Genomic DNA, 13,209 nt, shown 5'->3' with positions numbered 1-13,209 from the left:
AAATGGCTGGATTTTTGAGAAAGCTGATGCCGAAGCGGTTTCGCAAGGATGGGATCGTCATTCCCGTCGTCAGGCTGCAGGGCGCGATCATCAGCGGCGGTGGTCAGTTCCGCCCGACCCTCAATCTCGCCAATGTTGCGCCGGTGCTGGAAAAGGCCTTCTCTATGAAGGACGCGCCGGCCGTTGCCATCTCCATCAATTCGCCGGGCGGCTCGCCCGTCCAGTCCCGCCTTATCTTCACGCGTATCCGCGAGCTTGCGCGGGAAAAGCAGAAGAAGGTGCTGGTTTTCGTGGAAGATGTGGCAGCCTCCGGCGGCTACATGATCGCGCTGGCGGGCGATGAGATCATCGCCGACCCGACATCCATCGTCGGCTCTATCGGCGTCGTCTCCGGTGGCTTCGGTTTTCCGGAACTGCTGAAGAAGATCGGTGTCGAGCGTCGCGTCTACACGGCAGGCGAAAACAAGGTGATCCTTGATCCCTTCCAGCCCGAGAAGGAAAAGGACATCGAGTATCTGAAGAGCCTGCAGCTGGAGATCCATCAGGTCTTCATCTCGATGGTGCGCGAGCGCCGTGCCGGCAAGCTGACGGACGATGCGGCCGTTTTCTCCGGTCTCTTCTGGAGCGGCACGCGCGGCCTGGAGCTCGGCCTGATCGACGGGCTTGGCGACATGCGCCAGGAACTGAAGAAACGCTACGGCCAGAAAACGAAGCTGCAGCTCGTCACGGCGACTCGCGGGCTGCTCGGCCGCCGCATTCCCGGTGTCTCGCCGGTCTCGCTTGAAGGTGCGGCGTCCGGTCTTGCATCGGGGCTTGTCGAAGCCGCGGAGGAAAGGGCATTGTGGAGCCGCTACGGGCTTTGATGGGAGATACGAGGGGACATGGCACAACTAATTACGTTATTGATCCTCGTCTGCGCGGGCTGGTGGCTTTATCGCCGTTTTGTTTCTGATGCGCAGAGGCTTGCTGAAAAATCCCGCCGCGCCGAGAAGGAGCGCCAGACGGGCGCCATCGGCACGCTGGTAAAGGATCCGTCAACGGGCGAATATCGCCTGAAACGGGAAGACGAATAGGCCGAAGCGTGCGTGTTGAGCGTTGCCGATCGGCGATCGAGATCGCTGGCCGGCTTGCCGTTTGTGAGGTTTGTCGGGACGCGGTGCAAAAGTCTTGACCCCTGCGGCCCTCCGTGGCACCTGTCGCGCTCATATTCCAAGCAATCGGTGCCCTTCCATGTCTGCTGCCATTCCTGACCATATGAACCCGAAGCGCTCCTTCCAGGCGCTGATCCTGACCCTGCATAATTACTGGGCGGATAAGGGTTGTGCGGTCCTGCAGCCCTATGACATGGAAGTGGGCGCGGGTACCTTCCACCCGGCCACTACGCTGCGCGCGCTTGGGCCCAAGCCGTGGAAGGCCGCCTACGTCCAGCCCTCCCGCCGCCCCTCTGACGGCCGTTACGGCGAAAACCCGAACCGCCTGCAGCATTACTACCAGTATCAGGTCATCCTGAAGCCGAACCCGCCGAACCTGCAGGAGCTTTACCTCGGCTCGCTCGCTGCCATCGGCCTCGATCCGTTGCTGCACGATATCCGCTTCGTCGAGGATGACTGGGAAAGCCCGACACTCGGCGCCTGGGGCCTCGGCTGGGAATGCTGGTGCGACGGCATGGAAGTCTCGCAGTTCACCTATTTCCAGCAGATCTGCGGCATCGAATGCTCGCCCGTCGCCGGCGAACTGACCTATGGTTTGGAGCGCCTTGCCATGTATGTGCAGGGCGTCGACAATGTCTACGACCTGAACTTCAACGGCCGCGAAGGCGACGAGAAGATCAGCTATGGCGATGTCTTCCTGCAGGCTGAGCAGGAATATTCACGCCACAACTTCGAATTCGCCAATACCGAGATGCTGCATCGTCACTTCATCGATGCCGAGAAGGAATGCCAGGCGCTGCTTGCCGCCGGCGCACCCGGCGGCAACGCCAACCAGCGCCTGCACAAATGCGTCTTCCCTGCCTACGACCAATGCATCAAGGCCAGCCACGTCTTCAACCTGCTCGACGCCCGCGGCGTGATTTCCGTCACCGAGCGCCAGAGCTACATCCTGAGGGTGCGCACGCTCGCCAAAGCCTGCGGCGAAGCCTTCCTGCTGACGGATGCGGGTGGCGTAAACCTCCCGAAAGAGGCGGCGTAAAAGCAGTCCCGAAAAAATTCTCTGCTTCTTGAACCATGCTTCTTTTACGTTGCATGGACCGCTCTTACATTGTCTCGTTGCGCGGTAAAATTGAAGTATAGATTCGGGATTCCCTTTGAAGAGCAAGCCTCTTTATTTTAAGATTTCATCTGTGAGTTGTCCGAGCGGAATGCTCCGAGTGCTCTCATCGTGGATTATCCTATGCACGCTTTCTGCATTGCTGACGTCATGCGGTAACTTTGACGCAGAGTTCCTTGTCAAATCCGTAAAGACGACGGTTGAAGTGTCCGATGACGGCAGCGCTGTCGTGTCGGAAAACTTCGCCATCGCGGTCAAGAAGTCGACAAATTACGGCGGCGTCTACGTCGATATACCGCAACGTTTCAAGGATGCGTCAGGAAGCGTTCACCGGCGAGATTTCGAGCTGTTCTCGACCCGACGCGATGGGCGTGAGGAACACTATTTTGTAGAACAGAATGTGCCGGGCTACTCGATCTATATCGGAAAAGAGCATTGTAAACGCTGCTCTACGGACATTCCCGTCGGCGTCAGCTATATCAACATCATTTACAGGCTGGGCCGCCTGGTTCGTGAAGAGGGCGATCGTCAGGTTCTTGTCCTGCCTGCCTATATGGGCCGTGTTCACGACTGGAGCGCCGAGAAGACTGTTGTTCTGATGGTCCCGCCTGGGGGAGTGCCGCGCCCTTCAAAGCTTGACCCCGCAGCTTATGAAATGACGCAAAATGCACCCGGCGAGATCGAGGTATCGATTGAGGCGGGTGAGCGCGACCGGCGGCTGCCTGATATTGAGATCGAATATCCGAAAGGAACCTTTCGGCAGGCGACGATCGGAATGCAAGCGCGCTGGTGGCTCTCCGACCATTTTTTAACATTCATAGGCATTTCGGGACCGTTGATCGCGGGTCTGTTCGTCGCATTGAGATTGCGATCCAAGTGTCAGTCGCCTGAGAACTTGGCGGACGTCGACACCAAAGTGGTGCAGACCACATCTCCTGCTCTGGCCGCCTATCTTTTCTGGAATTGGAAGGAGGATGCGGCAAAGGCCGCGTTTCTGGCTTCTGTCTGCCATCTCGCGGTCAAGCGAAAGTTCCGCATTTCCGGCCTCAATGAAGACGCCGAGGCTTCGGAACTGTCTTCCAAGAAACCCAAAAAGGGTAAGGTGACTGGTATCAGGTGGTATAGTCTACCGGCCACCAGCCGTCTGGTCTTCGAGCAGATTGAGAAAGAAAAGCCTGTCGATGATCGGCGCAGAATTATGCGCGCATGGAACAATTTGAATGGAGAGTTGCACAAGAAGGTTGTCGAGGAATACGGGCGTTTAAACACTGGGACAGATCGCAGCAAATTAGTGACCGTCTTCTCGATCCTGGCTCTTGGCGTTGGGGTTGCGTATTTCGCGGGGCTATTGCTCTATTCTGTGGCCGTATGCGGTATATTGCTGATGTCGCTCTTTGTCGTGATGGGAATCCTGCACCCGGAGCGGGTCAATTGGCCCGACAATTCTAAGGACGCGTTCGGTCTATATGTAGTTCTACCGGCGTTAGCGGTTATTGCGCTGTACTACGTCACCACGGCCGAGCTTGTCAGCGAACAGTGGCCATTTCTGCTGGCCATTCTCGTGAATATTGCCGCCCTTTTCGCCGCGTTGAGGATGAAGCGCCCTCCAACACCGTCACAGCGGCAGCTCCGTAACAATCTGCTGGCGCTAAATCGTTATTTTCTCGGGAAGATAGATGGTCCGAAAATGTCGATCGAAAGCTACGAGCGTTGCCTTCCATTCGCTATAGCATTTGGCGCAGAACAATGCTGGACCGAGCGCTTCAACCTGTGGCTAGCGAGCGAGAAGATGGATGCCTACGCTCCTGATTGGCTGAAAAAATCCTAGATTGGCTCCCAGCCTCCCAAGTCTTACGAAATCGGCAAAAGCATTCCTGTGCCATCATGACTTTGGAGCATCGAATCGTTAACGTGCGGTCATCGGAGCTGGGAGCGCATTCGTATGTACATAATACTCGCTGTTGTCGTCATCGTCGCACTCTACGTCATCTTCATCTACAACGGCCTCGTCCGTTCCCGGCAGATGGCCGAGGAAGCCTGGTCCGGCATCGATGTGCAGCTGAAGCGGCGCGCCGATCTGATCCCGAACCTGATCGAGACCGTCAAAGGTTACGCCGCCCACGAAAAGACGACGCTCGAAGAGGTCGTCGAACTCCGCAACAGGGCGCAGGCCGTTCCTGCTGGCGATGTGGCCGGCAGGGCGCAGGCGGAAGGTCTGCTCGGGCAGGCGCTCGGCCGGGTGATGGCGCTTGCCGAAGCCTATCCAGACCTCAAGGCTAACCAGAATTTCTCCGAGCTTCAGGCCTCGCTGGAAACGATGGAAAGCGAAATCCAGATGGCGCGGCGCTATTATAACGGCGCTGCCCGCGATCTGAACGTCAAGGTCGAGAGCTTCCCCTCGAACCTCGTTGCCGGCCAGTTCGGATTCTCCAAGCGCGAATATTTCGAAATCGCCAACGAGGCCGATCGCGCCGTACCGACCGTCAAGTTCTGACCTTTGTCTTTGCACAAAAACTGCTATGAGCAGTCCGACAAGGCCGTCTGCGGCCGCTGCAATAGACAGAAGAGACAAGCGCAATGAGTAAAGCCAAGCTCACCATCATCCCGCCGGGCAAGCCGCTGGCCGGTCGTGCCGTGCCGCCGGGCTCCAAGTCGATCACCAACCGCGCCCTGCTCCTGGCGGGTCTTGCCAAGGGCACGAGCCGGCTGACCGGCGCGCTGAAGAGCGACGACACGAAATATATGGCCGAGGCGCTGCGGGCCATGGGCGTGCAGATAGACGAGCCCGACGAGACTACCTTCGTCGTGACCGGCAGCGGCAAGCTTCATCAGCCGAAAGCTCCGCTCTTCCTCGGCAATGCCGGCACGGCGACGCGCTTCCTGACAGCCGCGGTTGCTTCCGTCGAGGGCACGGTCGTGGTGGACGGCGACGAGCATATGCGTAAGCGGCCGATCGGTCCGCTGGTCGCTGCCCTGAAGTCGCTGGGACTGGACGCCGAGGCGCCAACCGGCTGCCCGCCGGTGACGGTGCGCGGCAACGGACATTTCGCGTCCGGCCGTGTCGAAATCGATGCCGGTCTGTCCAGCCAGTATGTGTCGGCCCTTCTGATGGCAGCACCGCTCGCCAAGCAGGGCGCCAACGCGCCTGTCACGATTGCGCTTGCCGGTACCGATATCGGTGCCCGCGGTTATGTCGATCTCACACTTGCCGCCATGGAGGCCTTCGGCGCCAAGGTGGAGCAGCTCGACGCCGCGACCTGGCGCGTCGAGCCGACCGGCTACACCGCAACCGATTTCGTCATCGAGCCGGATGCGTCGGCGGCGACATACCTCTGGGCCGCTGAAGTGCTGAGCGGCGGTAAGATCGACCTTGGCGTGGCGAACGATGCCTTCACCCAGCCGGACGCCAAGGCCTATGAGACGATCGCCAAATTTCCGTACCTGCCGGCCGAAATCGACGGCTCGCAGATGCAGGATGCTATCCCGACGATCGCCGTTCTCGCGGCTTTCAACGAGACGCCGGTCCGTTTCGTCGGCATCGCCAACCTGCGGGTGAAGGAATGCGATCGCATCCGCGCTCTGTCCACGGGGCTCAACAACATTCGCGAAGGCCTGGCGGTCGAGGAAGGCGACGATCTGATCGTCCATTCCGATCCCGGCCTCGCCGGCCAGACGTTGCCGGCCGATATCGATACCTTTGCCGATCACCGCATCGCCATGAGCTTTGCGCTTGCCGGCTTGAAGATCGATGGCATCACCATTCTCGACCCTGACTGCGTCGGCAAGACCTTCCCGGCTTACTGGCGCACGCTTGCAGGGTTGGGAGTTGCCTACAAGGACGAAGCCTGAGTCAGGCCTGGAACTGTTGCACAGAATTGTGCCGCGGTTTTGCGATCACGACACGCGTAAAACAAACACCTAAAGCGTGGCGGCGACTCTAAACATCGCGACACGCTTCAGGCTGAACCGCAATCGGGGAGGGGACATGGTCCGGCGGTTTTTCGGCATTTGTTTCGCATTGCTGCTGGTGCTGTCGGCACGAGCAGCAACGGCTGAGGAATTCATCGCTTCCTTCGATTCCACAATCCAGCTGGAAAAGAGCGGGGCGATAACGGTGGCGGAAACGATCACAGTCAATGCCGAAGGCGACCGCATCCGGCGGGGCATCTTCCGCGATTTTCCGCTGACCTTCAGGGATGCGAGCGGCCGACGCCGCAGCGTCGATTTCAGCGTCGTCTCGGTCACGCGCGATGGCAGGGACGAGCCCTGGCATACGGAATCCGTCACTGGCGGCATCCGCATCTATGCCGGCTCCGAAGATGTGATGATCTCTCCCGGCCGCCATCAATATGTCTTCACCTACAAAACGAACCGTCAGATCCGTTACTTCGACGATCATGACGAGCTCTATTGGAACGTTACCGGCAACGGCTGGATTTTTCCGATCCGCTCGGCAGTAGCGACGGTCACCTTTCCGCAGGGTGTTGTGCCCGAAGACGTCGCCTTCTTCACTGGCCCCGTCGGTGCCACCGGCAAGAATGCTCGAGCGAGCGCAGACGACGGCCGACTGGTCGTCGCAACCACCGCGCCCCTCGGCGCGGAGGAGGGGTTGACCTTTGCCGCGAAACTGCCGAAGGGTGCGATCGATCCGCCGAGCGCCGATCAGGAGAGCAGTTGGTGGTTCAGCGATAACCGCGACTATTTCATCGGTTTCGGCGGCCTCATCCTCGTCTTCCTCTATTACACGCGCTCCTGGCTGAAGGTTGGCCGTGATCCGGCGCGAGAGATCGTTGTGCCGCGCTGGGATCCGCCGTCTGGTATCTCTCCGGCGCTCGTCAATTACATCGACAATAGAGGCTTTTCCGGCCAGGGCTGGACGGCGCTTTCGGCAACCGCGCTCGATCTTGCCGTGCGCGGCTATGTTGCGCTGGAAGATCTCAAGGACTCGATCGTCATCCGTCGCACCGACAAGCCGCTCGGCAAGGAGAAGCTCCAGGCCGGCGAGGCCGAGTTCCTGAAGGCGGTCGGCAGAGCCGGTGATACGCTCACCATCGACAAGGCTAACGGCGAAAAGGTCAAATCGGTCGGCCAGAGCTTCCGCTCGTCGATCGAACGGGAACACCGCGGCAAATATTACAATTCCAATGCCGGTTATATCACCGGCGGCGTGATTTTAAGCGCTGCGGCCCTGGTGGCGCTCTTCGTCTTCGGCTCGCTGGAGCCGGATACGATCGCGCTGATGATCATCCCCATCGGCATTTCTGTCTTCCTGTCTGTCTTCGTGGCAGGTTTTGCGAAGGCGCTGCATCGCGGCCGTTCGCTCGTCGGCAAGATTTTCGCGGTCATCGCCATCGCCATCGCCGTTTTTGTGGGCTTGAGCATTCTCTCTGCCGTCGTGCTGGCGCTCGGCTCTTCGCTGATGGAATTCCACGAAACGCCCATGCTCTTTGCGGTCGGCGGCATCGTGCTCTTCAACATCCTCTATTTCTTCATCATGGGGGCACCGACGCCGCTCGGTGCCAAGATGACAGCCGGCGTCGACGGCCTGCGGCAATATCTGACGCTCGCCGAGAAGGACCGGATGAACATGGCCGGCGCGCCGCAAATGTCGCCGCAACATTTCGAGACCCTGTTGCCCTATGCCGTGGCGCTCGGTGTCGAAAAGCCATGGTCGCGCACGTTCGAAACTTGGCTGGCGGCTGCTGCAGCCGGAGCCGCTGCGGCTGCCTATAGCCCCGCTTGGTATTCCGGCAATTTCAACAGCGGCAGCTTTTCGGATCGTATTGGCGGCTTCTCGTCGTCGATGGCCTCGACGATCGCGTCCACCATTCCTTCGCCGCCGCCCTCCAGTTCGTCCTCGGGTTTTTCCGGCGGCGGATCTTCCGGCGGAGGTGGCGGGGGCGGCGGCGGGGGGGGCTGGTGAGCTTTCCCGCTTGACCTTTCGGGCCTTCCCGCTTAACCGCCAGACCAACAGGCCGGGCCAGCAGGCCAGACCAGCAGGAAAGGGATCAGGCATGAAGGTTCTGTTGATCGGATCGGGCGGACGCGAGCACGCACTCGCCTGGAAACTGGCGCAATCGCCGCTGATGACGGAATTCTACGCTGCGCCCGGCAATCCCGGCATCGCAGAACATGCGACACTGGTCGCGGTCAATGTCGACGACCACGATGCGGTGGTCGCCTTCTGCCGGCAAAAGGCGATCGACTTCGTCGTCGTTGGACCGGAAGCCCCGCTCGTTGCCGGCATCGCCGATGCGCTGCGTGCCGCAGGCTTTGCGGTCTTCGGCCCTTCTGCGGCGGCTGCCCAACTCGAGGGTTCCAAGGGTTTCACCAAGGATATCTGCGCCCGCTACAATATCCCGACCGGCGCCTATCAGCGCTTCAACAACGCTCCGAAGGCCAAGGCCTATATCCGTGAGCAGGGCGCGCCGATCGTCGTCAAGGCCGATGGTCTTGCCGCCGGCAAGGGTGTGACGGTCGCCATGACGCTGGACGAGGCGCTGGCCGCAGTGGACGATTGTTTCGAAGGCGCTTTCGGGGAGGCAGGGGCCGAAGTCGTCGTCGAAGCCTATCTTGATGGCGAGGAAGCAAGCTTCTTCTGCCTCTGCGATGGAAAGACCGCCCTTCCTCTCGCGACCGCGCAGGACCATAAACGTGTCGGTGAGGGTGATACCGGTCCCAATACCGGCGGCATGGGTGCCTATTCGCCCGCACCTGTCATGACGGCCGAGATGATCGAGCGTACGATGAAGGAGATCATCGAGCCGACCATTCACGGCATGGCCGAAAGTGGCCATCCCTTCAGCGGTGTCTTCTTCGCTGGCCTGATGATGACCGCCAAGGGGCCGGAACTCATCGAATACAATGTCCGCTTCGGTGATCCGGAATGCCAGGTGCTGATGATGCGGCTGAAGAGCGATCTCCTGCCGCTGCTGCTTGCCTGTGCTCATGGCACGCTGGACCAGGTCGAGGCTGAATGGACCGACGACCCTGCACTGACCGTCGTCATGGCCTCGAAAGGCTATCCCGGCTCCTATGAGAAGAACACCCCGATCTTCGCGCTGCCGGCAGCCGGCGAGGGCGAGAAGGTGTTTCATGCCGGCACATCGCTGAAGGATGGTGCTCTGGTGGCAACCGGCGGCCGTGTCCTGAACGTGACGGCGACGGGCCGCACGGTCGGTGAGGCAAAGGACCGCGCCTATGCCCTGCTCGACGGGGTGAAATGGGAAAACGGCTTCTGCCGCCGCGATATCGGTTGGCGCGCGGTCGAACGCGAAAAGGCATAGGCGGCGGGCGGACATCGGCCCGTTTCGCTAAATTTTTACCCTTTCTTCTGACGGGATGGAAACAAAGCTGCGCTAATCTGGCTCTTAATGTGAGACGGAGTAGTGTTGATGCGTCAGATTTTCCTCAGTGCAGTATTTCTGCTGGCGGCTGGTTCCGCCATGGCCGGTTCGATCGAAGCGGTCGGGCCGGGCAAGCCGAGGGAAGCCGGCAGCATCATCACCGAGACCTGCGACCATTGCCCGCCGCTACAGACGGAAGCCTCCAAAAAGGATTATTCGGTGCCGGAACTGCATCCCGGCGCTTTCCAGCATGCCGAGGTCCGTGATGTCGATGGAGAAAAGAAGATCTATCGCACCGAAAACTGGATGGGTGGTTCCCCCGTCCTCTTCGTGAGCAAGGCAACGCCCGAGCAGATGCTTGCGCTGGCTCCGCCGGTGCCCAGCGAGGGTATCGACAATGAGGCGACGGCAGCCGTGGTCGGCGGCGATGCGAAGCCGGTAGCGGCCGGCATGGGTGGAACCACGCCTCTCGACGCTTCCGCGTTTGAGCTCCGTTTCTAATCGGATCCCTTTGCCACTCGGATCAAAGTTTCGATCATCGCGAACGCACTCTGAAGAGAAGCAGGGTGCTTTTTGTCTATTCAAAATAAGTATATTCTAATTTATCTGATTGTATTCATGATCAGACTGCAACCTATACAAGTCTGCAAGAAGACACCCATCAATTTTACTAGTCCGCCCGAGTAGAAGTCCTGCCTTTGTTAAAAGATAATTTAATCATTCACTTTAATTTTACTTACCGAGGGCCGGAGGACGCATGATTGCGCTAGCTGAGCGCGCGATTTCTCGCGCGCAGGTCGGGAGTTGACCGATCCGGGATACTGCATTTCACCTTTTCTGTGAGGCCAATCATGAAGAAACTCAAGATTGCTCATCAGCTTTTTGCGCTGGTCGGTGTTTTGATGGCTGCATTTGCAGTCGCAACCTATTTTGAAATCCGTACATCCGAGCAGGCGATCTATGATGAGCGTTTCGACATGCTGCGCACGCAGGTCGAATCAGGCATCTCCGTCCTCAACACCTTCTACGAACGCGAGAAGGCCGGCCAGATGACGCATGAGGCTGCCCAGGCCGAAGCCTTCGACATCCTGAAGCGCGTGACCTTCCAGCCATCAGGATATCTCTTCGGCATGGACTACAACGTCGTCCAGGTCTTTCATCCGAATCCGACCAATATCGGTAAGGACATGAGCGGTCAGGTCGACAAGGCGGGCACGAAATTCAGCCAGGCGCTCGTCGACCACGGCAAGGCCGGCGGCGGCCGTACCTTCTATTACTGGGGCAAGCCCGGCCAGCCGGAAGACCAGGTATTCCTCAAGGGCGCCTATTCCAAGGCCTTCGACCTCTGAAGGACGTGCACAACGCCCTGCAGGCGGTTGCCGAGGAAGATGTTTCCCTGAAGATCCCGCATACCGGCATGAACAACGAAGTCGGCATGATGGCGAAGGCGACGCAGTCGCTGCAGGAAAAGATCAGGGAACGTCACGCGATGTCCGATCGCGAGGCGGCCCAGCARCTGGCTCTCGAAAGCGAGCGCGAAAGCAACCTGCGCCATCAGCAGGATGAAGCCACGCTGCAGGCCCGCGTCGTCAGCACCATCGGCCAGGCGCTGGAGCAGATCGCCCACGGCGACCTGACGGTGCGTTGCGCCGACATCGGCCAGAAATACGCGGCTCTGCGTGATAACTTCAACGATGCGCTTTCGCATCTCGAGGCCGCCATGGCCCAGGTCAGCGCCARGGGCGGTGATATCGGTGTCGCCAAGGAAGAGATCCGTCGCGCCTCCAACGAGCTTTCGCAGCGCACCGAGCGCCAGGCCGCAAGCCTGGAGGAAACCTCGGCTGCTCTCGACGAGCTGACCGTTGCCGTYCGCCAGACGGCCGATGGTGCCCATGAAGCCAGCAAGCGGGTTCACTCGGTCTCGACCGAAGCAACCCACAGCGATGCCATCGTCACCCAGGCGATCGAAGCCATGAGCGGCATCGAGAAGTCTTCGTCTGAGATCACCAAGATCATCGGCGTCATCGACGAGATCGCCTTCCAGACGAACCTGCTGGCGCTCAACGCCGGTGTCGAGGCTGCCCGTGCCGGCGAAAGCGGCAAGGGCTTTGCCGTCGTCGCTCAGGAAGTGCGTGAACTGGCCCAGCGCTCGGCTGCTGCCGCCAAGGAGATCAAGGATCAGATCGCCCGCTCCTCCAGCCAGGTCGACCACGGTGTCCGCCTCGTCGGCGAGGCAGGCGAAGCGCTGAAGCGCATCTCCGACCAGATCAAGGCTGCCAAYGAGATCGTCGCCAAGATCGCCCACAGCGCCTCCGAACAGGATACGACGCTGCGTTCGATCTCGTCTTCGATGAACCAGCTCGACGCTGCCACCCAGCAGAACGCTGCCATGGCCGAAGAGACGACGGCATCGGCCGAAACGCTGGCTGCCGATACCGATGAACTGCTCGGCCTTATCAGGGGCTTCCGCATCAGCTCTGCCGGTGTCGCTCCGGCCATGCATCAGGGTCGCCGCGCCGCATAAGCGGGGCGGAGACATCAGGCCTTTTCATTACCAAAATATTAGCGGCCGCCGGATGAAGATCCGGCGGCTTTGCTTTTGGCGCACCCCCAGATTTGTAGGGAAATTTTGTCCAAAATCTAATAAAATTAAAGCTTTATTATAGGATGAATGCCAATCGTAACTAACCGGTCGCAGCATGTTCCTTTAGCAGCGGTAGATGCGTCGCCTTTATCTGGCGCGCTCGCACAGGCGGTAGAAAACCGCACCGGAATGCAGCCACTCATTCCCGTTGCGAGGCATCATGAAAAATTTGAAAATATCGAAGCAGCTTATCTTGCTGGTCATCGGCCTGATGGTAGCGTTTGCGATCGCGACCACTCTCCAGGTCCGCTCCTCGGTCAATGCGATCTACAAGGAACGCTATGACATGCTGCGTTCGGAGGTCCAGTCTGCGGTCTCCGTTCTCAAGCTCTATCAGGCAAAGGTGACTTCAGGCGAAATGAAGCTGGAAGACGCCCAGAAGCAGGCCTACTCCACGCTCAACGCCATGAAATACGACCCCGATGGTTATTTTTTCGGCTATAGCTACGACATCCAGATGATGTTCCACTATGACGCCTCGAAAATCGGCCAGACCAACAAGGGGCAGCCGGACAGCAAGGGCAAGCTCTATCGCGAAGAGCTGGTCAAGGTCGGGCAGCAGGGCGGTGGTCTCGTCGAATACTATTCCACGGCCAAGCCGGGTCAGCCCGCGGGTGATTTCCGCAAGACGGCCTATGCACTGGCCTTCGATCCCTGGAGGGTCGTCGTCGTCACCGGCGTCTACATGGACGATCTCGATACTCAGGTGAACGACAAGATTCTGTCCGCGCTGTCTGGCAGCATCGTCCTGTTCTTCTTCGCCATCGTCGCCGCCTATCTGGTCATCCGCGGTATTTCGAAYCCTCTGAAGGACGTGCACAACGCCCTGCAGGCGGTTGCCGAGGAAGATGTTTCCCTGAAGATCCCGCATACCGGCATGAACAACGAAGTCGGCATGATGGCGAAGGCGACGCAGTCGCTGCAGGAAAAGATCAGGGAACGTCACGCGAT

Annotated in this window: 10 protein-coding genes and 1 pseudogene; all 11 read left to right on the top strand. The window is 59.4% G+C overall.

The features are described 5' to 3' along the window. Positions 1–2: 2 nt before the first annotated feature. Entirely contained in the window at positions 3–863 is an 861-nt protein-coding gene (locus AC1DM5_RS31975) for a S49 family peptidase (RefSeq protein ID WP_477822768.1), read from the top strand. A gap of 18 nt (positions 864–881) precedes the next feature. Then, entirely contained in the window at positions 882–1,073 is a 192-nt protein-coding gene (locus tag AC1DM5_RS31970) for a hypothetical protein (RefSeq protein WP_007814309.1), read from the top strand. Positions 1,074–1,254: 181 nt separating this feature from the next. Beyond that, positions 1,255–2,190, top strand: a complete 936-nt coding sequence (locus tag AC1DM5_RS31965) for a glycine--tRNA ligase subunit alpha (RefSeq protein WP_477822801.1) — start codon at positions 1,255–1,257, stop codon at positions 2,188–2,190. Between the two features lie 169 nt (positions 2,191–2,359). Then, positions 2,360–4,096: a DUF2207 family protein gene (locus AC1DM5_RS31960; protein ID WP_477822800.1), complete on the top strand. Its 1,737-nt coding sequence runs from the start codon at positions 2,360–2,362 to the stop codon at positions 4,094–4,096. Positions 4,097–4,210: 114 nt separating this feature from the next. Then, positions 4,211–4,762 (top strand): LemA family protein, encoded by a 552-nt coding sequence (locus AC1DM5_RS31955; RefSeq protein ID WP_477822767.1) that lies wholly within the window; start codon positions 4,211–4,213, stop codon positions 4,760–4,762. A gap of 83 nt (positions 4,763–4,845) precedes the next feature. Continuing rightward, positions 4,846–6,117 carry a 3-phosphoshikimate 1-carboxyvinyltransferase gene (gene aroA, locus AC1DM5_RS31950; RefSeq protein ID WP_477822766.1) on the top strand — a complete coding sequence of 424 codons (1,272 nt, stop codon included), beginning with the start codon at positions 4,846–4,848 and terminating at the stop codon, positions 6,115–6,117. Positions 6,118–6,253: 136 nt separating this feature from the next. After that, entirely contained in the window at positions 6,254–8,191 is a 1,938-nt protein-coding gene (locus tag AC1DM5_RS31945; protein WP_477822765.1) for a DUF2207 domain-containing protein, read from the top strand. Between the two features lie 91 nt (positions 8,192–8,282). Beyond that, on the top strand, positions 8,283–9,554 hold the full coding sequence (gene purD, locus AC1DM5_RS31940; protein ID WP_477822764.1) for a phosphoribosylamine--glycine ligase: 1,272 nt from the start codon (positions 8,283–8,285) through the stop codon (positions 9,552–9,554). A gap of 108 nt (positions 9,555–9,662) precedes the next feature. Further along, positions 9,663–10,115, top strand: a complete 453-nt coding sequence (locus tag AC1DM5_RS31935) for a plant virulence effector HPE1-like domain-containing protein (protein ID WP_477822763.1) — start codon at positions 9,663–9,665, stop codon at positions 10,113–10,115. Between the two features lie 350 nt (positions 10,116–10,465). Then, a pseudogene (locus tag AC1DM5_RS31930) lies at positions 10,466–12,138 on the top strand (methyl-accepting chemotaxis protein). 280 nt (positions 12,139–12,418) lie between these two features. Then, positions 12,419–13,209, top strand: a 791-nt coding sequence (locus AC1DM5_RS31925; protein ID WP_477822762.1) for a cache domain-containing protein, incomplete at its 3' end; no start/stop codon positions are given.

This window comes from Rhizobium sp. 01T437 (assembly GCF_056398505.1).
This window is presented reverse-complemented; position numbering and strand designations above follow the sequence as displayed.